The sequence below is a fragment of the Cryobacterium sp. TMT2-42-4 genome (assembly GCF_004402645.1).
Lineage (GTDB): Bacteria > Actinomycetota > Actinomycetes > Actinomycetales > Microbacteriaceae > Cryobacterium > Cryobacterium sandaracinum.
The window spans coordinates 14194-36154 of sequence record NZ_SOFT01000041.1 but is presented as its reverse complement, the minus strand read 5'-3'; the positions used below and the strand labels follow the sequence as shown (position 1 = coordinate 36154).

The 21961-nt window shown below is 67.7% G+C and carries 17 protein-coding genes; all 17 read right to left on the bottom strand.

Annotation, left to right across the window (positions count from 1 at the left end; genetic code table 11):
* Positions 1-7 precede the first annotated feature (7 nt).
* Positions 8-1072, bottom strand: a complete 1065-nt coding sequence (locus E3O18_RS13485; protein WP_134393832.1) for a hypothetical protein — start codon at positions 1070-1072, stop codon at positions 8-10.
* A 36-nt stretch (positions 1073-1108) separates the two neighbouring features.
* Entirely contained in the window at positions 1109-2215 is a 1107-nt protein-coding gene (locus E3O18_RS13480; RefSeq protein WP_134418326.1) for a hypothetical protein, read from the bottom strand.
* 112 nt (positions 2216-2327) lie between these two features.
* Positions 2328-5027, bottom strand: coding sequence for a hypothetical protein (locus E3O18_RS13475; RefSeq protein ID WP_134393834.1), 2700 nt, complete (start codon positions 5025-5027; stop codon positions 2328-2330).
* A complete protein-coding gene (pstS, locus tag E3O18_RS13470) occupies positions 5024-6673 on the bottom strand; it encodes a phosphate ABC transporter substrate-binding protein PstS (protein WP_241976478.1) in 1650 nt (549 codons plus the stop codon). Before pstS ends, E3O18_RS13475 begins: the two co-directional genes overlap by 4 nt.
* Positions 6670-7995 (bottom strand): phosphate ABC transporter permease PstA, encoded by a 1326-nt coding sequence (gene pstA, locus E3O18_RS13465; RefSeq protein WP_134418325.1) that lies wholly within the window; start codon positions 7993-7995, stop codon positions 6670-6672. Before pstA ends, pstS begins: the two co-directional genes overlap by 4 nt.
* Entirely contained in the window at positions 7995-9035 is a 1041-nt protein-coding gene (gene pstC, locus E3O18_RS13460; protein ID WP_134418324.1) for a phosphate ABC transporter permease subunit PstC, read from the bottom strand. Before pstC ends, pstA begins: the two co-directional genes overlap by 1 nt.
* Positions 9036-9203: 168 nt before the next feature.
* A complete protein-coding gene (locus E3O18_RS13455; protein WP_166784934.1) occupies positions 9204-11045 on the bottom strand; it encodes a PASTA domain-containing protein in 1842 nt (613 codons plus the stop codon).
* A gap of 8 nt (positions 11046-11053) precedes the next feature.
* Positions 11054-11860, bottom strand: a complete 807-nt coding sequence (locus E3O18_RS13450) for a lytic murein transglycosylase (RefSeq protein ID WP_241978195.1) — start codon at positions 11858-11860, stop codon at positions 11054-11056.
* A 2-nt stretch (positions 11861-11862) separates the two neighbouring features.
* Positions 11863-12333 (bottom strand): hypothetical protein, encoded by a 471-nt coding sequence (locus E3O18_RS13445; RefSeq protein ID WP_134418322.1) that lies wholly within the window; start codon positions 12331-12333, stop codon positions 11863-11865.
* 261 nt (positions 12334-12594) lie between these two features.
* On the bottom strand, positions 12595-13254 hold the full coding sequence (locus E3O18_RS13440; RefSeq protein ID WP_134393839.1) for an ABC transporter permease subunit: 660 nt from the start codon (positions 13252-13254) through the stop codon (positions 12595-12597).
* 1 nt (position 13255) lies between these two features.
* Entirely contained in the window at positions 13256-14317 is a 1062-nt protein-coding gene (locus tag E3O18_RS13435; RefSeq protein WP_134397729.1) for a methionine ABC transporter ATP-binding protein, read from the bottom strand.
* Between the two features lie 66 nt (positions 14318-14383).
* A complete protein-coding gene (locus tag E3O18_RS13430) occupies positions 14384-15253 on the bottom strand; it encodes a MetQ/NlpA family ABC transporter substrate-binding protein (RefSeq protein WP_134393841.1) in 870 nt (289 codons plus the stop codon).
* A gap of 196 nt (positions 15254-15449) precedes the next feature.
* Positions 15450-17255: an ABC-F family ATP-binding cassette domain-containing protein gene (locus E3O18_RS13425; protein ID WP_134393842.1), complete on the bottom strand. Its 1806-nt coding sequence runs from the start codon at positions 17253-17255 to the stop codon at positions 15450-15452.
* Positions 17256-17403: 148 nt separating this feature from the next.
* Positions 17404-18339 (bottom strand): 4-(cytidine 5'-diphospho)-2-C-methyl-D-erythritol kinase, encoded by a 936-nt coding sequence (locus E3O18_RS13420; protein WP_134393843.1) that lies wholly within the window; start codon positions 18337-18339, stop codon positions 17404-17406.
* 52 nt (positions 18340-18391) lie between these two features.
* Positions 18392-19192: a 16S rRNA (adenine(1518)-N(6)/adenine(1519)-N(6))-dimethyltransferase RsmA gene (gene rsmA / locus E3O18_RS13415; protein WP_241973333.1), complete on the bottom strand. Its 801-nt coding sequence runs from the start codon at positions 19190-19192 to the stop codon at positions 18392-18394.
* Between the two features lie 236 nt (positions 19193-19428).
* A complete protein-coding gene (locus tag E3O18_RS13410) occupies positions 19429-20349 on the bottom strand; it encodes a TatD family hydrolase (protein WP_134393868.1) in 921 nt (306 codons plus the stop codon).
* Positions 20350-20380: 31 nt separating this feature from the next.
* Positions 20381-21943, bottom strand: coding sequence for a methionine--tRNA ligase (gene metG / locus E3O18_RS13405; RefSeq protein ID WP_134393845.1), 1563 nt, complete (start codon positions 21941-21943; stop codon positions 20381-20383).
* Between the last annotated feature and the right edge of the window lie 18 nt (positions 21944-21961).

Sequence of the window (21961 nt, the reverse complement as noted above, 5' to 3'; positions counted from 1 at the left end):
CCTGCTCCTACTTCGAGACGACCGTGAGGGTCATCGTCGAGGTGTAGGTGCCGGCGGCCTTGTCCTGAGGAGCGACGAAGGTCAGGTCTGCGTTGAGAACGCTGTCGCCGACCGTGTTCGCTGCCGAGCCGGAGGCAAAGTTGTACGTCCCGGATGCCGCACCGGCCACCTGGACCGCGGCGGCGGTGACGCCGGTCGCGGACGTGCCGGCAACGACCAGCTTCGGCGCGACGCCGAGCTGGGACTTGCTGATGATGTTCGTCGCATCCGTACTGTTCTTGAAGTCCGCGACGGTCGCGCTGAGGTTCCAGCCTTCGCGCGTGAGTACCCGGCCATCGTTGACCGTGATGTTGCCGAGGGTGCCGGTCGTGGTCGACTTGTTGCTCACGAGTGACGGGGTGCCGAACGACGCCGCGGCGCCGGCCGGGACCGTCAGCGCGAGCACGCCGTTGGACACTACGGCAGCGGTCGTTGTCGGAGCGAGAGCGATTGCATTGATGGGGGGCGGCGGCGGCGTGCCTCCGTCTTCCTGGAGCTCGAACGTGAAGACTCCGGTGACGGGAGTCATGTTGATCGTGCGGTAGAAGGCACCAACGACGGTCACACCGCTGTTCGTGGTGCAGGCGAGGCCAAGGCTGTATCGTCCGCCACTCGCTTTGCTTGCCAAAGCGCCCGGCGTACCGTTGATCATGATACCCGGGGTAAGAGTCGGAGCGACGACCTCGGTGGTCCGGCCCGGGGCAAATGCGGAAACCGCGGTGGCAGACCACGCGCCGACGCTGCGCTCGCCGCCGACCGGCGACAGGAAGATGCTCGCACCGGTCGAAATCGCGGGGCACAGGTAGGAGTCGTCGTAGGCGGCGGTGGTGGAACCGGAGTAGAGGTCCTCGTCAAAGCCCCAAGTGCGGGCAAGGTTGGTGACGAGTACGCCGTCCGTGTCGTAGGTGTACATCGGCGCGTCTGAGCCGTTGACCTGGGTGACGGCGCTCGCGGAGGCGATGGCTGAACCGGCGACGAGCGCCAGTGACACAACTCCAACAGCGGCGAAGCGGGTCTTGTGATTGAGCTTCATGAAATCTGTTCCTGTTCTCGGTGGTGGAGGTGCCGGCTACGCGGTCTTTGCGACGCGGTACGAGACGACGCCGGTCGTGGGAGGGAGGAATCCGAACTTTTTCTTGACGGCGCCAGCCTTGGACACCAGCGTCTGGGCGTTGGTGAGCGCGCCCCCCTGAGCCGAGTCAAGGAGCTTGAAGAGACCTGCGTCGTACTTCACATTTGTGGAGTCCATTTTCGCGTTCTCGACGACGAGGTAGGTGTCGCGACCCCAGGTGGTGTCTGCGTAGTACGCGGAGTTCGGAGCCATCGTGGTGCCAGTGCCGGTGATCGGCGTGACGCCGGCAACGAGGGAACCGAGTATGCCGGTGCCTCGCTTGTCGTACGAGGCACCGGTGTTCATGGCAACCCAACGAGATACTGCCATCGGCATGACGGACTCGGCGGTCAGGGTGGTCGCGTCGTGCTCCTGTCCTTCGACGACACAGCCGCCCTCGGTGACGGTCTTCATGAGCGTCTCAGTCGAGCCGATCTTCGCCAGGAAATCCTTGCGGGTGCCGGATCCGTTCTGGGGAATGATCGGCGTGACCGTGACACCGCTGATCTGGAAGCCGGGTGAGCACTCGTAGAGACTCTTCATCTGTGAAGTATTGATTCCCTCGATGCCCGTCGCTGCACCCTTATAGGCGTACGCGATGGCGTCGCGGGCGAACGGAACATAGAGAAGCTCGCCGGCGTCGTTCCGGGTTCCCGCGCTTGAGGACCGTGCGATGTCGACCTGGCCGGAGATGACGACGTTGGCCGGGCTTCCGGTGGAACCGGAGGTGTACTGTCCACCGTCGATTGAGCGGCTCAGCGCCTTGACGCCGTCACCGGAGCCGTTGGGCCGGCCGAAGCGCGGCCCGTTGGGCTTCGTGGTGATGTACGCCGAGCCCGTAGCGTCGAATGACCCGATGGTTGCGGAGTTGACCGTGGAACGCACAACTGACCCGGTTACATTGGTTCCGTTCGCGAGGGCGCTGACGACGTCCTCGAGGGTGTCGGAGCCCACGATGCTGTAGCTGTTGGACACGGGGTCAGCCATGGCCGGTGAAGCAAGGGCAATGCCGGAGATGGCAACGCCGACAGTTGCGCAGAGCGCAATAGCCTTCTTCGAAATCACTGTGATGCCTTTCGGATGTGGTGCTCGAGACGCTTCCGGGCGGACGCGTCTTTCCTGGCGTTTCGCTCCGGTGCCCAGGCCCCGTATCGAGTCGTCAAGCCGGTACGCGGCATCAGAATCGTCTCCTGAAGCGCGAAATCATGGGAACCGAGCCTGCTGCGAACAGTCCGGCGAGTAGTCCAGCGGGAACCGCAGCAGAGACCGGGCCGATGGCAGGGTCGTCGGGGGTCGGCTTGCCGACGAGCGGGCCTGCCGCTGAGCCTGTCGCCGCGGGATCGGCTGCGACACCGGTGACGGGCGCCGCGGCGGCCGCAACGGCGGTCGCCGCGCTGGCTGCCGCCGGACGGGAGTAGGTGGCCGTCGCGCCGCTGGAGGCCGCCGCAGGGATCGATGGGGAGACAGGCTTCGTAATCGGGCTGATGCCGTCCTTGATCGCCGTCGCCGCCAGCAGGGCTTGGGCGATCCAGGCTTGTGGCATCGGCGCGTAGCCCGCCGGGAGCTGCCCCAGGGCCGTGCCGGGGACCTGGCCCCGCGATGCGGCGTAGGTGATCAGGTTCGCGTACTTGGCACGGAGGGCCGCGTCGGTCTGCAGTGGATTCAGGGCCGCGTAGACCGGCATCGTCAGCGGGTAGGCAGTGGGCGCCGCCATCGCCTGCGCCGACTGTGGATCGTACTCGAGCACCTTCGACTGTGTGGGCGTGGGTGTCATTGCGCTGGCCGCCGCGAGCATCGACCCCGACGTCGGCGCGACGAATTCCCCGGCAGAGTTCCTCAGTGACGCCGTCACATTCTGAAAGCGAGCTGCGGACGCCGTCGTGGTGAGACCGAGCACTGCCTGATCGCCCGCGAGACTGCGCACGGCCTTCTGGTACTTACGCGGGGTGGCATTGAGATCCCACTCGCCCAGCGCCTGCCCGTCGCCGCGCAGTGTCAAGTAGGCACCGGTTTCCCAATCAGAGGCGTAGGGCCGCCACGTAACAAGGTTCACAGGACCCGGAGCGGTGGAAGCGGTATCGGGGACAGTCTCGACCGGGTCGGCCTTGGGTAAGCTGTCTTTGGGGAGGGTCAGCCCCGTGCCGGTCGGGTTCACCGCGGTGCTGGTGGAGTAGTACGGGTTCACGATCATGCCCGACTCGTCGGGGGTGCCGTTCAAGAAGGCGACCGCCTCGGTATCCGCTAATACGTAGTGCCACAGTTGTGTGGCCAGATCGGAGCGGCCGGAGGGCGCGAGCACATCGGAGAGCGAGATGCTATTCAGGTCCTGGTAGGCCCACTCCGGGTCGTTGATCTTGAGGAACTCCGGGTCACGCGTGATGTTGGCCGCATTCTTTCCCTGCTCGGCGTAGCTCGTGTAGTTCACGTGGGTGAGGTCGGCGCCCGGCGGCAGGGAACCGATGTAGGACGCGGTGAGAAGTTTCGCCAGCAGTCGCGGCGTGAGATTCACCGTCTTGAAAGCCTGGGTCTCGGCGTCGATGTAGGCCTGCGGAACATCCCCGGATGGCCTGACACGTCTGTCGATCGCAAAACTCACCGTGATACCGGCGATGCCGACCGGGGCGTATTGCAGGGGGTCCGCGGCGGTGGTGCTGTAGGGCCTAGACGTGAAGGCAAGTGGTCCCGGGACCTTCTGTGCAGCCGAGGCGAGGGAATCGGCCTCACTGCCGGTCGACAGCACGAAGGCCGAACCGTTCGTGCCGGCGCACAACTCGGGCTGCCAGGAGGAGATCGCACCGGCGATGAGCTCACTGCCGCTCAGCTGCGCTTCGGAGCTGCCGATCTCACAACGGATGCCGACGGTCTTGAAATCGAGCTTGACGGCGACGCTGTGCTGCCATGCATCCCAGAACAGGCCGGGGCGGATGATCTGGGTCACTCCAGAGTCACCGGTGCCTCGGGGGATGATCACGAGCCAGCAGGACTGGCCCGTCGTCGGCTGCCCGGTGACGATGACCGGTTGGCCGCAGCCGAGGCCCGGTGATTGCATCGACGTCTGCATCTCGAACTTCGCTGACCCGGTGCCGGTGTCATCGGACCCGGCCCACTTGATCTCATTCGAGGTGAACGGGGTGTAGAACTGGTTCGACGCCAGGTCGACGCCGACGATGCCGCTCGGCAGGGTAACGCCATCGGCGGTCGCGTCACCGCGGGCGGTCTGTACCTTGCCTGCTGTGTCGGTGATGTAGTGGGTCGGCACGGAGGAACCGGTGTTCTTGAAGACCGCCGAAATGGACTCGCCGCTGGCCGCCCTGAAAGGGATAGCCGTGAACGGGCCCGCGGAAGCGCCGTAGTTCGGGGTGGTGTACTGCTCATCCTCTGCCGCGATGTTCGGGGCCAGACCCTTGGCGGCCTCGACCGCTTCAGGATCTTCGGGGTCGACGTTGGGTACGACCCCAGAGTCGCGCCCCGCGTTTGCGAAAGCGCCGTACTGGCAGGTCGTGCGGTCGGGATGCCCGGGATGCAACGGGTCCTCGCCCCAGCACTGCGCGATCTGCAGGAAATTCTCACCGCCCACGTTGCCCTGCGGCCGGGTGGACTTCTTATTGCCTGCACCGGTCCAACTGACGAGCACACCCTCAGATGTGAGGTCCGTCGTCTTCGACACCGTCACCGCGAGGTCGGGAAACGGTGACCCGGTGGGCGTGATCGCGCTCGCCGCGGTGACCGTGACGGCGCTCGAGGTGTCGGCGGACGCCGGCGACGGGGCTAGCGCGCCGAGAACCGATACCCCGATCCCCACGACTAAACCGACGACGATTCCGCTGGCACCCGCACGGACCCAGATCGACTCCGTGGCAACGGTACGGCGCGTCATTTCAAGCCCGCTTTCGCGGCCAGCGGCTTCAGCCGCCGCCAGAGCACCGGCGGCAGCACAGCCGACCCGATCAGGAGGATTCCGGCGAAGAGCATAATGCCCTGCTGGGCTCCCCAGCCGGTGTCGGGGAGGGTGAACGGCGAGGCCACCGCGTTGCCCACGACCCCGGAACCGGTGCCTCCGGCCGAGACCAGGGCACCGTTCTCGTCGTAGACCGCGGCCACGGCATCCGTTGGGCCGGCCGCCACGCCACCCCCAGCAGCACCCGCAGCGGCATCGGCCGCCGCGGCACCGCCCGCGGCGGTGCCGCCGGTGCCCGTACCGGAGGTCGGAGTATCGCCCGGCGCGCCGGCGGTGCCGGTCGTGCACTGGCTGGTGCCGACTTTGTCACACTCGGCGGGCTGCGCGGCCGTCACGGCCAGCTGGTTACTCGAGGGCGAATCGCCGGGCTTGAACGTCGGGTTGTTGCACTTGTTGATGTCCACGCCGGAGACATCCGCGCCGGGCACCCGCTTGATCTGGTCGAACCCGGCCAGCACGAGGTTCATCGGCAGCGGCGAGTACCCGAGAGCCTCCGCCTGCTGCTGCCCCTCGCAGAGCATGTAGTTTGCGAAGGCCCCCAGGGTGAGGCCCTTCTTCTCCGTGAAGACACCGCCGACCGCGGTCGGAACGATCATGTAGGAGTAGCTCGACAACGGGTAGCTGCGCGCGTCGGCGTTGTTGTAGACGCCGTCGAGGATCTGGGTGAGGTAGTCGGGGCTGGTGACGGGGACATCCGTCTTGATCTGCGCCTGGAGCAAGGCCACCGCGACCGAGTCGGCGGTGGGTTCCACGTAATAGCCGGCCGCATTGAGCACCTTGGCCACCGGGAATCCGGCTTCGAGGGCGTAGGAGTACTCGACGTAGGTGATCGCGCCTTCGCCGTAGTCCTGGCTCACATAACCGGCCACGCCGGAGGAGCCGCTCTGTGCCTTGGCGTTGCCGTAAGTCGGGTACTGGGAGGTGAGACCGCAGGAGGTGCGGCCGACCTTGGCGCAGAAGGCGCTCCACAGGTCAGGGTGCTGCTTGGACATCCAGAGGGTGAACTGGGCGGTCGACCCGGAGCCGTCGGAGCGAACGACCGGCACGATGCCCTTGTCGGGCATCGCCAGGCCGGGGTTGTCGGTCTGGATCGCCGGGTCGTTCCACTTGGTGATGACGCCCGTGAAGATCTTGGTGATCACCTCACCGCTGAGGCGCAGGTTGGAGACCCGCACCCCGCCGATCTTGAGGTTGTACATGAACGAGGAGCCGCCGGCCACAATCGGCATGTACGCGTAGCCGCGGGACGGCACCTCGGGGGCCGAGTTGTCCTCCGGCCGGGTCTGGAACGGGATCTCGCTGACGGCGAAGTCGACGTTGCCAGCGACGAAGTCACGCCGGCCGGCCGACGAGCCGACGCCCGAGTAGTTGACGGTCATGCCATAGTTCGAGGCCACGTTCTTGCGCCACTGGTCGAGGGCGTTCTGCGACCAGGTCGAGCCGGTACCGGTGATCGGGTCGTAGCTCACGGCCTGGGCAGGCACGGTGCCGAGCACGCTGACCAGCACGACGGTGAGGGCGAACAGGGCGCGGATTGCACGAATCCGCCGGGGCTGGCGCGTCACGAGGACGTCTCCTTCGGGTTGGGGTCTGACGGTGGGGCGGATGGCGTAGGCGCGGATGGCGGTGGCCGGTGGTCGTCCTGCGCGGCCGAGGCGTCGAGCAGGACTCGGCGGTTGCCCTGAAGGGTGATGCGCTGAAGGTCGCGAGCGGATGCCGCGACGACCCGTTCCTGCTGCCGGCGGCCCAGCTGGCCGGGACCCTTACCCCCGATCAGGCGGGCGATCGCGAAGAGTGCGAGCACCAGCAGGATCAACACGGCAGCGGAGCCGAAGCCGCGGGCGATCATGTTCGGCTCGGGGGACTTGACGAAGTCGAAGACCTGCAGCGGCAGGGAGATCATCGGACCCTCGAACGGGTTCCAGTTGACGACGGCGGTCACCCCGGATGTGAGCAGCACCGGACTGGTCTCGCCGATTCCGCGAGCCGTGCCGAGGATCACGGCCGTGGCCAGACCGGGCCGGGCCGTCGGCAGAACGACGTGCCACACCGTGCGCCACCGGGTCGACCCGAGGGCGTAGGCGGCCTCGCGCAGGTTGCCGGGCACAAGCCGCAGCACGATGTCGGAGGCCCGGATGACGATGGGCAGCATCATGACGGTGATGGCCATCGCCGCAGCGAAGCCCGAGCGCTGATGGGTGATCAACACGATGATCGCGGAATAGACGAAGAGTCCGGCGACGATGGAGGGCAGGGCCGTCATCGCATCCGAAATCGTGCGCACGAAGCGGGCGAACTTGCCGCCGACCTCGTTGAGGAAGAGCGCCGTCAGGATTCCGAGCGGGATCGTGATGGCGAGGGCCATCGAGATCTGCATCAGCGTGCCCAGGATCGCGTGCACGATTCCACCGACCTCGAGGCCGTCCAGCGGGCCGGCGAGCTCCATGCTCTGCGTGAAGAAGTTCAGGTGCGGCAGGGCCTCCTGGCCGCGCACCAGCGTAAACGCCACCACGAAGACCAGGGCGCCGAACAGCACCACCCCGGCACTGGCGAGCAACACCCCCATCACCCGGTCCTTGACCTCCTGCCAGTCGCTGGCGAAGCTCACCAGCAGGGCGTAGAAGCCGATGAAGGCGATGAAGGCCACGAGCAGCCAGCCGACGCCGCCGGAGAGCGGACTGAACCAACCGAACAGCAGCACAGCGACGGCGATGCCTGCGGAGGCGGCGCCGAGCACATTGAACCGGTCGTCGAGGCGGGCGCCGCGCACCCGGCGTCGCGGGCCGATCGGGGCGCCCCCGGGGGACGGGATCGTGGTGGTGTGCGCCGGGGCCGTCGGTGTCGGTTCGGGGGTGACCGTTCCGGTGGGTTCGAGGAGGATCGTCATCAGTCGCTCTCTGCCCCGGATCGGGACCGTGCCACGATCGACGAGGCCGTGAAGTTGATCACGAGGGTGATCAGGAACAGGACAAGCCCGGCTGCCATCAGCGCGGAGAGGCCGAACGAGCTGGACTCGCCGTAGCGGAGGGCGATGAGTGCGGAGACGGAGTTGGTGCCGGTCTTCAGCACCTCCCAGTTGATTGTGAAGATCGGGGAAATGATCATGTAGACGGCGATGGTCTCACCGAGGGCTCGGCCGAGGCCGAGCATGGTGCCGCCGATGATGCCACCGCGACCGAAGGGCAGCACGACCGCACGGATCATGCCCCACCGCGTCGACCCGAGGGCGAACGCGGCCTCGCGTTCGCCGATCGGAGCCTGGGAGAAGGCCTCGCGCATCACCGAGGTCTGGGTGGGCACCACCATGAGGCCCACCACGATGCCGGCGATGAACGCCGAGGAGGTGAAGGCGCTCGCCTCGGTCAGGGTCTGGCCGGTGATGTCCTCGACCCGGAAGAACGGGATCCAGCCGAAGTAGGTGGAGATCCAGGTGGCGACCGGGATCACGTTGGCCTGCAGGAAGAAGACACCCCAGAGGCCGAAGACCACACTTGGCACGGCGGCCATCAGGTCGACGAGCGTGACGAGCGTGGAGCGCATCCGGCCCTGGGCGACCTCGGAGATGAGCAGGGCCGTGCCGAGGGCGAGCGGCACGGCGACGCACATCGCGATCACCGCGATCGTGATGGTGCCGAACAAGACGGATGCGATGCCGAATTTCTGCGACTCCGGTGACCAGTCCTGCTCGACCAGGAAGCTGAAGCCGGCGACCCCGAGGGCCTCCGAGGCCCGCAACGACAGGAACAAGCCCACGGCGAGCATGATCGCCACGGTTATGCAGCCGGCGAGGAAGGCCACCGAACGGAACACCGAATCCGAGACCGAAGGACGTGCTGCCAGGGAACGGCGCGGGGACGAGTCCGGGTTCGCCGGATCGATCGTTGGCGGCTCGACCGCAAGCGCGTCGAAAAGGGTCGAAAACGACATGGGTGTCCTTGCACATTCGGGTGTGGGGAGCGGAACAAACGCGGCGGTAGCACGTCCGAGACATATGTTTGGGGCGCTGGGTTAACACTGAGCGTCGATTTGTCCAGCTAGAGATGGACGCGGAGTGGAGAGTTGACCGGGCGTGATCGCTGCCGCCGCGGAGTCGGCTCAGCGGGAGGCTGACGTGGCCGCGGGCGACGGGGTCGCGCCCGCGTCCGGGGCGATCGTCGGCGCGTGCGTCGGCGTCTGCGATGTGGACGTCGGGGTGGGAGTCGGAGGTACCTCAGGCACGGGAAAGGCCGCGCTCGCCACGATCGATGTAACGGTTATCCCCAGACGCCACACCGTTTGTGCCGCCGGAAGGCTTGCGAGCACCGTACCCGGCGGCACCGTAGAGTTCGCACGGGACTCAGTCAGCACGACGAAACCGGCCTCCTCGAAGGCGACAGCAGCCGCGGCCTGGGTGAGTCCCCGCACCGTCGGGATCGCGTTCGATCCGGAGGCGATGACGAGGTCGACCGTGCGGCCTGGATCGATGCGGGTTCCCTCGGCCGGGAGGCTCGCCAGGACGGTGTCGGCCGGCAGGGCCGAGGCCTGCGTCTCGACGGCGCCGACCTCCAGTCCGGCCGCGGCGAGCGCTGCTCGGGCTGCAGCGAGGGTCAGGGAGGTGAGCTCGGGCATCCGAACTCTCTGAATCAGGATGTCCGTTGAAATGCCGTCGGTCGCGGGCACCGGGCTCGGCGTCGGCGGCGGCGTCGGGAGACTGCTCGCGACGGCGATCGACGCCGGCTCGGACCCGCTCGCGGCCACGACCCAGCCGACGGCGATGCCCCCGACGACCAGCAGGGCCAGAAGCCAGAGCCCGCTGCCGCTCCGGGTGCGGCCGCTGCGCGTCCAGTCGGGTGCCGGTGCGTCGCCGGCCAAGGCCTCGGATCCCGGTGCGACGGATCCCGGTTCGTCGGATGCCGGTGCGGCGGTCTGCCCGAATACCCGGGTGCGCTCATCTCCCGCCGCTCGGCCCCGCCCGGCCGGGCCGACGACGCCGGAGGCTATCAGGATTCCGATACCGCCCGCCATCTCGGCGGCAGACTGGAATCGGCTCGCGGGATCCTTCATCAGCGCTTTGACTACGATCCGGTCGACGGCGCGAGGAATACCGGAACGCAGGACCGAGGGCACCGGCGGGGGCGCCAGCACGTGAGCCCGCATCACGGCAGCAGCCGAATCTCGCGAGAACGGCGGCTTCCCGGTGAGCACGAAGTGGAGTACGCCACCGAGCTGGTAGAGGTCGCCTCGTTCGTCGACGGCGCCGCCGCGGGCCTGCTCCGGCGACATGTAGTACACACTGCCCAGGACGCCCGGGGCGACGGGTTCGATTGGCAGATCCGGAACCCCCTGATCCTCCCGGGCCTGCGGCGCGGGTGCGCTGCGCAGGACGTCGGTTCCGAGGACCGGCCTGCCGGCGGCATCCGCCAGACCGAAATCGAGCAGCCGCACATCCCCGATCAAGAATCCTCCCCCCTCGTCGGTGTCGACCATGATGTTCGCCGGGGACACGTCCCGGTGGATCAGTTTACGAGCATGTGAGGCCTCGAGCGCTCGCAGCACGGCCGAGGCGATGGTGAGCGCCTGGCCCGGCTCGAGGGCGCCGTTTTGCTCGATGTGCTCCGCGAGGGTGATGCCGGGCACGAGCTCGAGGGCAATCCAGGCCTGCGGTTCCTCTCCCGTGTCGTGTACGCCGATGCCGAGCACCTGCGCGATGTTCGGGTGCCGCAGGCCGGCCGCCGCCGTGGCCTCGGCGAGGAACGCCCGCCGGGAGTGGTCGGACCGCGACAGGTGCGGGTGCAGGATCTTGAGTGCGACCACCCGGTGGGCGCCGACGTCACCGTCCGAAAACGTGGCGGTGTCGACGGCGGCGAAAACGGATGCCGACCCACCGGTACCGAGAAGATCGCCGAGCCGGTACCTGCCGGAGATCAGGCCGTCTCCAGCCGAGGTCTTGTCCGTCACGAAGCTCCTCAACCTGCCAGATCGGCGTAGGAATCGGCCGTCGCGGCGACGGTGTTCACGTAGGAATCGACGTGGTTGTAGGCGAACACGGCGGCGCGCCAGCGATCGGGCCGGGACAGCTCGCCATAGTGGCAAAGGTAACGGCCGGCAGCGAGGGCGGCATCATCGATTTGTTGCGGGTCGTCGACGCCGTCCCCGTTGCCGTCGGCACCCCACCGCTGCCAGGTCGCGGGGATGAACTGCAGTGGCCCGACCGCACGGTCCCATTCGGTGCTGCCGTCCCAGGCCCCGCGGTCGGTGTCGCCCATCGCGGCGAAAGCGCCGCCATCGAGTGCCGGGCCGAAGATGCCCGGGCGGGCGGCGCCATCCGCACTGAGTGCCGAACCGTCGTGGCTGCCGTGACCGGATTCGACGTTGCCGAGGGCGGCCAGGGTACTCCAACCGAGGTGGCAGCCCGGTTGTTCGGCCGCCAGGGCCAGGGAAGCCCCTGCATAACCGAGCAGGGCGCGCACGGGGATGCCGGCCGCTGGGGAGACGCGGACGGCCCAGGCAGGGTCGGCGAGCGCCGCATTGCCATCAATCGGAGGCGCAGCCGTCGGCAGGGCAAGCGTGGCGGGCGCTGGTTCGGCCGCGGGCAGCGATCGGGCAAGCTCTGGCGGCACGGTGGTGATGACCGCCGACGCGGCCGGTGCGACACTGGCCCGCACGCCCTCGGGTGCCTGGAAACCGGGTACCAGCCAGCCGAAGACCAGCCAGCCGAGTACGGAGAGGCCGGCGACCGTGGCGATCATGGTGGTTCCGCGGTGCTTGCGCACGGTCACCAGGACAGAGCCCGTTCCTCGTCGGAGAGGACCCGGTTGCCGCGCTGCCCGGCCTCCGTGGCGTGACGGGCGTCCGCACCGACGAGCGCGCTGTGGAAAGCCTCAATGGTTCCAGCCGAGGCCTCACGGCTGGTCGACGCCGCGCCATACCAGCGCCCTGCAGTCATCACGACTACATCACCGACGCTGATCACCCACCCGTGTGTGCCGGCCCTGGGACCCGTGACAACCGTGGCAACCATCGAATCGCACTGGCCTTTGAGTTCGAGGACGTGGGTTCGCGCGCTGGAGAACGTTGCGTAGACGGAGGAGCTACGGCCGAGCTCGCGCCGGTTCGAGGCGAGCAGTCGCCAGATGCCGGAGTGCCGCGGCGCTCCCGTGAGCAAGGGACCGGCGCGGTACCCGTCCCGCACGGCGACCGCCCTAACGGGAGTGGCGACATTCTGCACACTTTCACGGAAAGCCACCCATCCGTGCAATCGGGGGTCGGCGGCGGATTCAAACGCCGAGAAGACGATGCTCGGGCTCGGCGACAAGATGACTCCCTGGGCAAGGATGATGCAGCGAAGGGGCCACTGTGACGTGTAGGCGGCTCGGATAGGCCGACCCCGCGTGTACTTTCCAGCCCACGAATGTCCGGTCCGGGAGCATCACCTGAACCGGAGGTGAACGAGGGATGGCCGGCGCTGTAAGAACGCGCGAAAGATGTCCCACACTCAGGGGTCGTCCTAGCGGCGGAAGGCCTTCCGGGCCAGCCAGTTTCCAAGGAACTGAACCAACTGCACCAGCACGATGATCAGGAGCACGGCGGCCCAGGTCACGACCGGGTTGAACTGTCGGTAACCGTAGAGCAGCGCGAAGTTTCCGAGGCCGCCGCCGCCGACGTAGCCGGCGACCGCCGACATGTCCACGAGCGCCACGAAGATGAAGGTGTAGCCGAGGATGAGCGGGCCGAGCGCCTCGGGCAGCAGCACGGTGAAGATGATCCGGATCGGCCCGGCCCCCACGCTGCGGGCCGCCTCGATCACGCCCGGCGTCACGGTGAGCAGGTTCTGCTCCACGATCCGTCCCATGGCGAAGGATGCCGCGAGAGAGATCGTGAAGATGATCGCCGCGTTTCCGATGCCGGTTCCCACCACGACCCGCGCCAGCGGCTGGGCGGCGGCCAGGAAGATGATGAACGGGATCGGCCGCACGATGTTCACCAGCAGGTTCAGCACCACGAAGACCCCGCGGTTCTCGAGGATGCTGCCGGCGCGGGTCAGATACAGGCCGAGGCCCACGAGCAGGCCGCCGATCCCGCCGAAGAAGAGCGTGAGACCGACGATGTAGAGGGTCTCCCCCGCGGCGATCCAGAGTTCGGGCAACAGGTCGATCAGACTGTCCATCTCAGCGCACCTCGGTCACGGTCGTGAGGGTTCGCACCCGGTCGAGCGCGGCGTCGATGGCGGCGTCGGCCGCGGCATCCGTCGCCCCCGGCGTGGCCAGTGCCAGCGTCAGGTGCCCGAACGACCGGCCCTGGATCTCGTTGATACCGCCGTAGACGACCTCGAAGGTGACGCCGGCGGAGACGAACTCGCCGAACACGCGGGCCTGATCGACGCTGCTGTCGCGGAACGCCAGCGTGACGAGGCGACCCGGGTGACGCCGCCGCAGCACGGCGAGTTCCGACGAAGAAGGGAGACCCTTGACCACGGTCGAGACGAACCGGGCGGAGGCCGCCTGCTGCGGGTTCGAGAACACGTCGAATACGTCGCCGCGCTCGATCACCCGGCCCTGGTCCATCACGGCGACCTTCGTCGCCAGGGTCTGGATGACATCCATCTCGTGCGTGATCACGATGATGGTGACCCCGAATTCCTTATTCACCCGCCCGAGCAGGTCCAGAACCTCGGAGGTGGTCTCCGGGTCGAGGGCGCTGGTGGCCTCGTCGGCGAGCAGGATGCCCGGCTGGCTGGCTAAGGCCCGCGCGATGCCCACGCGCTGCTTCTGGCCGCCGGAGAGCTGGTCGGGATAGGCGCCCGCCTTGTCGCCGAGCCCGACGAAGTCGAGCATCTCGGCAACCCGGGCCCGGCGCTTCTCCTTCGTTTGGCCGGCCACCTCGAGCGGATAGGCGACGTTCGCCGCGACGGAGCGTGACCCCAGAAGGTTGAACTGCTGGAAGATCATCCCGATGCCCAGCCGCACCGGGCGCAGCTCCCGCTCGGGCAGGCGGGCGATGTCGGTGCCGTTGATCAGGATCTCGCCCGACGTCGACCGTTCGAGGGCGTTCACAAGCCGCACCAGGGTGCTCTTGCCTGCCCCCGAATAACCGATGATGCCGTAGACGTCCCCGGCGTCGATCGTGAGGCTGACCTTGTCGATGGCGACGACCTCGGCCCCGCCCCGGGTCGTGGGCAGGTACACCTTACTCACGTCACGCAGTTCGACAACGGGGGTGGGGGCGGGCATGGGACGTCCTTACTGACTGGCGTGGCGCCGGGCTGGGCGGCTGTGCTGGGCTGAGGTCGGACAGCGCTACTTCTGGGCTGCGGTGTCCTTCTCGACCGTGGCAAGGGACGACTCGAGGTCGGCGACCGGAGTCTGGACCATCACGGCGGACCCGGCGGACACGTCGAGCACGCCGTCCTGAACGGCCTTCGTTGTCTGGTAGATCTCGACCAGCTTCTGGTACGTGGGGTTGTCCTTGTCCTCGGCGCGGGCCGCGAAAACGTTCACGTACGGCAACGCGTTGGGGTCGGTGGGGTCGTCCTGGGCGAGGGCGTCATCGACCTTTAGGCCGGCCTTCTCGACGAAGTCGTTGTTGATGATCGCAGCGGCAACGTCAGGAAGAGATGTGGCGGTGAGCGACGCCTCGAGCGCGGTCACGGTGACCTTGGACTTCTTGGTGTCGATGTCGTCGAGGGTCGAGTAGATGCTGCCGCCGTCGCTCAGCGTGATCAGCTTCGCGGACTGCAGCACGAGCAGCGCGCGGGCCAGGTTGCTCGCGTCGTTCGGCACCGCGACGGTGTCGCCCTTTTTGATCTCATTGACGTCGTCGTACTGGGTGGAGTACAGGGCGAGCGGGTAGATCGCGGTGGCGCCGACCGGCGTCAGGTCGTCCTTGCTGGCCACGTTGTATTCGGCGAGGTAGACGATGTGCTGGAACTGGTTCAGGTCGAGTTCGCCCGCGGAGAGGGCCGGGTTCGGCTGCCCGAATTCGGCGAAGTCGACGATGTCGACCGTGATGCCGGCATCCGCCGCGGCCTCCTCGTAGACGGCCCAGTAGGGGTCGCTCGCACCGACGACGCCGATCTTAACGGTCTCGTCGGCGGCCGCGCCGGAGCAACCGGCGAGCAGTGCGGCGAGCGGTACGACCGCGAGGGCGGCGAGCAGTTTCTTCTTCACGATGGGGTTCCCTTTGTCAGCTGTGGTGCCGTCTGGTCGGCGGCGGATGCCGGCGCGTTTTTCGGGCACAGAAGAACCACGGGTCGAGAAGGGGTGGGAGTCTGTGCCGCTGCATCGCGAGGCACGTCCCAAGGCTATCGGCAGATGCTGCGCCGCGTGCGCTCCTCCGTCACACGCGGTCACAGCATCTGCGAAACTAACCCTCGATCAGCTCAGAGAGTTCGATCCAGCGGGTTTCGAAGCCCGCGATGGCGGACTCCAGCGTCTGTAGTTCGGTGCTGAGCACGCCAAGGCCGTCGAAGTCGGACTGGTCGTGCACGGCGAGGCTCTCGTGCAGGGCCGCGACCCGCGCATTCTGCTTGGCGACCTTGCGATCGATGGAGGCGAGTTCCTTCTGCGCGTTGCGGAGGTCGGCGCCGCCGATGGCGAGCTTACGCGACGCCTTCCCGCCGGAGGTGTTCGCCGCGTTCGCCTCGGCGGGCTTGTCGATGCCGCTCGTCTGCTTCCTGCGCATCTCGAGGTACTGGTCCACACCGCCGGGAAGGTGGCGGAAGCCGCCCTCGGTGACCGCGTACTGGTTGTCGGTGACGCGCTCGATCAGGTACCGGTCGTGCGAGACGACGAGCAGGGTGCCGGGGAAGGAGTCGAGCAGGTCTTCCATGGCCGCGAGCATGTCGGTGTCCAGGTCGTTGGTGGGCTCGTCGAGGATCAGCACGTTCGGCTCGTCGAGCACGATCAGAAGCAGCTGCAGGCGCCGCTTCTGGCCACCGGAGAGGTCCTTGACCTGGGTGGTCAGCTGGGCGCTCATGAAGCCCATGCGCTCGAGCATCTGGCCGGGCGTGATCTCCTTGCCGCCGGCCATGTACGACGTCTTCTGGCGGCCGATAACCTCGCTGACGCGGTCGTTCTGGATGCCGTCGAGCTCGAACAGCTGCTGGGTGAGCACGGCGACCTTGATGGTCTTGCCACGCTTGACCGTGCCCGTAGTGGGCATCAGCGTGCCGGCCACCAGGTTCAACAGCGTGCTCTTGCCGGCGCCGTTGACGCCCATGATGCCGGTGCGCTCGCCCGGTGCGATGCGCCAGGTGATGTCGTTCAGCACGGTCTTCTCGCCGAACTTCACTCCGATGTCGATCAGGTCGACGACATCCTTGCCGAGTCGCTGCATGGCCATCGACTGCATCGACACGGTGTCGCGGGGCGGCGGCTCGTTCTCGATCAGCTCGTTGGCGGCGTCGATGCGGAACTTGGGCTTCGCGGTGCGGGCGGGGGCACCGCGCCGCAGCCAGGCCAGTTCCTTCTTCATCAGGTTCTGGCGCTTGCCCTCCATCACGCTGCTCATCCGGTCGCGTTCGACGCGCTGCAGGATGTAGGCGGCGTAGCCTCCCTCGAAGGGTTCGATCAGGCGGTCGTGCACCTCCCAGGTCATGTTGCAGACCTCGTCGAGGAACCACCGGTCGTGGGTGACGACCACCAGCCCGCCGGAGTTCGTGGCCCAGCGGGTCTTCAGGTGACCGGCCAGCCAGGAGATGCCCTCCACGTCGAGGTGGTTGGTGGGTTCGTCGAGGAAGATGACGTCGTGGTCACCGATCAGCACGGCGGCCAGAGCCACCCGGCGGCGCTGGCCACCGGAGAGGTCATCGACGAGGGCGTCCCAGGGAATGTCCCGCACGAGTCCCGCAATCACGTCGCGCACCTTGGCGTCGCCCGCCCAGACGTGTTCGTCGATGCCGCCGACGATGGTGTGGCCCACGGTCTGGCCCGAAGCGAGGTCGTCGGACTGGTCGAGCATGCCGATGGTGACGCCGCGCCGGCGCGTGACGCGGCCCGCGTCGGGTTCCATCCGGCCGGCGAGCAGGCGCATCAGGGTGGACTTGCCGTCGCCGTTGCGGCCGACGACGCCGATCCGGTCGCCTTCGTTGAGACCGGCGGTGACGCTGTCAAAAATGACGCGAGTGGGAAATTCAAGGTGCAGGGACTCGGCCCCGAGCAAATGTGCCATAGCCTTCAAGTTTAGCTGGCGCGGCTGAGAGCCCCGCGCGCACCGGTTTCGCACCCGGTGGCCTGACTGTTGCCGAATCGGACATCTGTTGCCGACACACCGGCAACAGATGTCCGATCGGGCCACAGTTGCGGCAAAAAAAGGGGAGCTAGTCGTGGATGATCCGGGCCCCGTGCACCGGACCGGTGGCGCGTACCACGCGCAGGCGGGACGCGCTCAGGGCGACCTGGAGTTCGAGGGCGCTGTCGGCATCCGCGACCAGGAAAGCCACAGTCGGGCCGGAGCCGGAGAGCAGGCCGGCCAGGGCGCCGTTCGCCTCACCCAACTCGAGCACCTTGCCCAGGCCGGGGGCCAGGTGCAGCGCGGGAGCCTGCAGGTCGTTGTGCAGGGCCTCGGCCAGCATCCGCGGGTCGCCGGCCCGAAGCGCCTGGAGCACGTTGGTGTCGACGGAGGGCTGGATCTGGGCAGGGAAGATGTCCTGGGCGTGGCGTTCGCGGTGGCGGTCGAGCTCGTTGTAGACGCCGGGGGTCGAGAGGCCGAAGTCGGCGAGGGCGAGCACCCAGTGGAACTGCCCCTTGGCCAGGGCTGGGCTGAGCTGGTCGCCGCGCCCGGTGCCGATGGCGGTGCCGCCGGTGAAGGCGAACGGGACGTCAGCGCCGAGGGTCGCGGCGATCTCGATGAGGTCGTCGCGGGTGGCGTCGGTTCCCCAGAGGGTGTCGCACGCGAGGAGGGTGGCCGCGGCATCCGCCGACCCGCCACCCATGCCGCCGGCGATGGGCACGTTCTTCTCGATCGAGAGGCGCACTCCCCCGCGATAGCCGGCCTTACGGGCCAGGGCGCGCGCGGCCTTGATGGCGAGGTTGCTGCCGTCGACGGCGAGACCCGAGGCGTCTATGGGACCGGTGAACACGACCGAGAAGTCGTCGGCCGGCCAAGCGCGCACGTCTTCGAACAGTGACACGGCCTGGTAAGCGGTGGCCACCTCGTGGTACCCGTCTTCGAGGACCGCACCGACCTTGAGGAACACGTTGATCTTTCCGGGCGCCCGCGCATGCACCACGGGGGAAGGGGCCGGGTTGGTCATGTGACTAACCTAGCCCAGCCGCACAGTCGCGACTGCCCCGCGGCGGCACGCGTCAGTGTGCGGCGAGCTGGGCGCGGGCGATCGCCAGGAAGTCCTCGACCGTGAGCTGCTCGCCGCGCTCGGTAGGGTCGATTCCGGCGCGCGTCATGATCTCGGTGGCACTCGATGGGTCACCGAGAACGGCGGACAACGACTGGCGCAGCATTTTGCGGCGCTGCTGGAACGCGGCATCGACGAGGGCGAAGGTGGCGCGGCGCAATTCCTCGGATTCAAGCGGCCGGGCGCGCCGTTCGAAGGCGATCAGGATCGAATCGACGCCGGGAACCGGCCAGAACACCTGGCGGCTGACCTTGCCGGCGGTGCGGAATGCCCCGTACCAGGCGGCCTTGACGCTCGGGCTGCCGTAGACCTTGTTGCCGGATGGCGCCGCGAGGCGCTCCCCCACCTCGGCCTGGACCATGACCACTCCGGCCCGGATGGAGGAGAAGTGCTCCAGCAGATAGAGCAGCACCGGCACCGACACGTTGTAGGGCAGGTTCGCCACGAGGCGGCTCGGGTCGCCGGGCAGTTCGGTGATCTTGAGCGCGTCGTTGCGGATGACGGTGAGCGGCGCTCCGGGATGCATCAGCTCGACCGTCAGCGGCAGCTGCTCGGCGAGCCGGTCATCGATCTCCACGGCCACGACGGTCGCGCCGGTCTCGAGCAGCCCCAGCGTGAGGGATCCCAGCCCGGGGCCCACCTCCAGCACGGTGTCGCCGGGTGAGACGGTTGCGACCTTGACGATGCGTCGCACGGTGTTGCCGTCGATGACGAAGTTCTGGCCGAGCTTCTTGGTGGGGTTGACGCCCAGCATCTCGGCCAGGTCGCGGATCTCGGCGGGGCCGAGGAGGGACCGTGCGCTGGGAGCGGCGGCTGGAGCCGCAGCGGGTGCAGCCGCGGGGTCCGCGGGCTCGGCATCCGTTTCGAGAGCGGATGCCGACTCCGGCACGGCGGCCGGCGCGGCGTGCCGGCCGCCGGTCACTTCGTCGCTGACGGGTCGGGTGCCGGCCTCGGGTTCGTCTCCGGGAGCGTAGCCGTGGCGGGGCGGGGTCATGCGAGGCCTCCGAACGGGCTCGTGTCGGGCTTTGGCTCGGTGACCGTCACCGGTTCGGCGTCCCACCGTCCGTAGACGAGTTCGGTGTTGGACGAAATCTGGGTGGCGAGAATGGTGGCCTCCGTTTCGAGGTGGTCGGCCATGGCGCGCAGGGTGTGCGGCAGCAGGTACGGCGCGTTCGGGCGGCCGCGGAAGGGTGCGGGGGTGAGGAACGGGGCATCCGTCTCGACCAGCAGCAGAGCGCGCGGCACCGCGGCCAGGGCCTCCCGCAGATTCCGGGCGTTCTTGAAGGTCACGGTTCCCGCGAACGAGAGGTACCAGCCGTTGTCGGCGAGGATGCGGGCCATCTCGGCGTCGCCGGAGAAGCAGTGGAAGACGGTGCGATCGGGCGCACCGACCCGCAGCAGGGTCTCGATCACCGCGGCGTGGGCGTCGCGGTCGTGGATCTGCAGCGCGAGGCCGTTCTGCTTGGCGATGTCGATGTGCGCCTCGAAGGAGCGGAGCTGGCTGGCGTGTCCTTCGGGGCCGGTGCGGAAGAAGTCCAGGCCGGTCTCCCCGATGGCGACGACGCGCGGGCGCGTCGCCAGTTCGGCGATCTCGGCCAGGGCGTCGTCGAGGGTGCCGGCGGCCTCGTAGACGGGGGCCTCGTTGGGGTGGATGGCGACGGCCGCGAGCATGCGCGGCTCCCGGGCAGCCATCGCGGCCGACCAGCGCGAGGTCTTCAGGTCGCCGCCGACCTGGATGACGCCGCGCACGCCGACGCTGGACGCGCGGTCGAGTTGCTCGGCCACGCTCAGCGACTGCTCGCCGTCGGCGATCTCCAAGTGGGTGTGGTTGTCGTAGACCGGAACGACGAGCGGGTCGGGCCGCGGCGGGTAGCTCAGGTCCCGGCCGGCGCCTTTTTCGCGCTGGCGCACGGGGCCGGCTTCGGGCTCGGGCTCGGGCTCGTTAGCCAACCGTGGCCTCGATGCGAGGGAACAGCGCCTCGAGCGGGGAGACCCGCGGGCCGCCGGTCCACTCCCAGGCCCGGTCGATGCGCTGGTCGGTGACCAGTCCGAAGCCGCCGAGGGCGGTCCAGAGCTTCGCCGTGGCCTGCGGTACGACCGGCGAGAGCAGCACGGCGAGCGTGCCCAGTCCGCGCACGGCGGTGACCAGCACGGCTTCGAGTCGGTCCCGGTTGGCCGGGTCCTTCGCGAGCGACCACGGCTCCTGGGCGGTGATGTAGCCGTTGAGCTCGTCGACCAGTTCCCAAATCGCGGCGATGGCGTCGTGGATGGCGAGGTGTCCGATGGACAGCGTGGCGGCATCCGTCACCCTCTTCTCGGTGCCGCGAATGAGCTCGTCGGCTTCGCTGAAGTCGACGGCGGTGGGGATCTCGCCGTCGCAGTAGCGCACGACCATGGCGATCACGCGGGAGGCGAGGTTGCCGAAGCCGTTGGCCAGCTCGGACTGGTACCGGGCGGACAGGTCTTCCCAGGAGAAAGAGCCGTCCTGGCCGAAGCTGATCGCGCGCATGAAGTAGTAGCGGAAGGCGTCGGAGCCGAACGTATCCGTGATCTGGCTTGGGGCGATACCGGTGAGCTTGGACTTGCTCATCTTCTCGCCGCCCACGAGCAACCAGCCGTGGCCGAAGACCTGGCGAGGCACCTCGATGCCCGCGGCGAGGAGCATTGCAGGCCAGATGACGGCGTGAAAACGCAAAATATCTTTGCCCACGACGTGCGTCGCCGGCCAGAGGCGGCTGAACTTTTCGTCGTCGTGGCCGTAGCCGGCGGCGGTGATGTAGTTGAGCAGGGCGTCGAACCAGACATAGACGACGTGGCTGTCGTCCCAAGGCACCTTGATGCCCCAGTCGAAACTGGAGCGGGAGATCGACAGGTCGCTGAGGCCCTGCTTGACGAAGGATATGACCTCGTTGCGCGCCGACGCGGGCTGTACGAAGTTCGGGTTCTCCTCGTACAGGGCGAGGAGCTGGTCGGCGAACGTGCTCATCCGAAAGAAGTAGTTCTTCTCGTGCAGCAGCTCGCAGGGGATGGAGTGGATGGCGCAGACCTGCTGCCCGGCGTACTCGCCGACCCCATCGATGAGGTCGCTCGGCTGCTTGTACTCCTCGCAGCCGACGCAGTAGAAGCCCTCGTACTCGCCGGTGTAGATGTGGCCGGAGTCGTAGAGGTGCTGCAGGAACTTCTGCGCGTTCACTTCGTGGCGCACATCGGTGGTACGGATGAAGTCGTCGTTGCGGATGTCGACCGTCTTCAGCAGCGGCTTCCAGGCGGTTTCGACCAGACGGTCGGCCCACTCCTTCGGCGTGACGCCGTTGGCGGTCGCGGTGCGCAGGATCTTCTGCCCGTGCTCGTCCGTTCCGGTGAGCAGCCAGGCATCCTCGCCGGACTGCCGGTGCCAGCGTGCGAGCACGTCGGCAGCCACCTCGGTATAGGCGTGCCCGATGTGGGGGACATCATTCACGTAGAAAATGGGCGTGGTGATGTAAAAAGATGAACCGTCGGACATGCTCTTATCCTATTAGGA

What these genes read in the sequence shown, in the direction of transcription:
- E3O18_RS13425 (WP_134393842.1), bottom strand. Translation starts at nt 17,255, where the DNA reads ATGGCACATTTGCTCGGGGCCGAGTCCCTGCACCTTGAATTTCCCACT.
- E3O18_RS13485 (WP_134393832.1), bottom strand. Translation starts at nt 1,072, where the DNA reads ATGAAGCTCAATCACAAGACCCGCTTCGCCGCTGTTGGAGTTGTGTCA.
- E3O18_RS13440 (WP_134393839.1), bottom strand. Translation starts at nt 13,254, where the DNA reads ATGGACAGTCTGATCGACCTGTTGCCCGAACTCTGGATCGCCGCGGGG.
- pstA (WP_134418325.1), bottom strand. Translation starts at nt 7,995, where the DNA reads ATGACGATCCTCCTCGAACCCACCGGAACGGTCACCCCCGAACCGACA.
- rsmA (WP_241973333.1), bottom strand. Translation starts at nt 19,192, where the DNA reads ATGCTGGGCGTCAACCCCACCAAGAAGCTCGGCCAGAACTTCGTCATC.
- E3O18_RS13475 (WP_134393834.1), bottom strand. Translation starts at nt 5,027, where the DNA reads ATGACGCGCCGTACCGTTGCCACGGAGTCGATCTGGGTCCGTGCGGGT.
- metG (WP_134393845.1), bottom strand. Translation starts at nt 21,943, where the DNA reads ATGTCCGACGGTTCATCTTTTTACATCACCACGCCCATTTTCTACGTG.
- E3O18_RS13435 (WP_134397729.1), bottom strand. Translation starts at nt 14,317, where the DNA reads ATGCCCGCCCCCACCCCCGTTGTCGAACTGCGTGACGTGAGTAAGGTG.
- E3O18_RS13420 (WP_134393843.1), bottom strand. Translation starts at nt 18,339, where the DNA reads ATGACCAACCCGGCCCCTTCCCCCGTGGTGCATGCGCGGGCGCCCGGA.
- pstC (WP_134418324.1), bottom strand. Translation starts at nt 9,035, where the DNA reads ATGTCGTTTTCGACCCTTTTCGACGCGCTTGCGGTCGAGCCGCCAACG.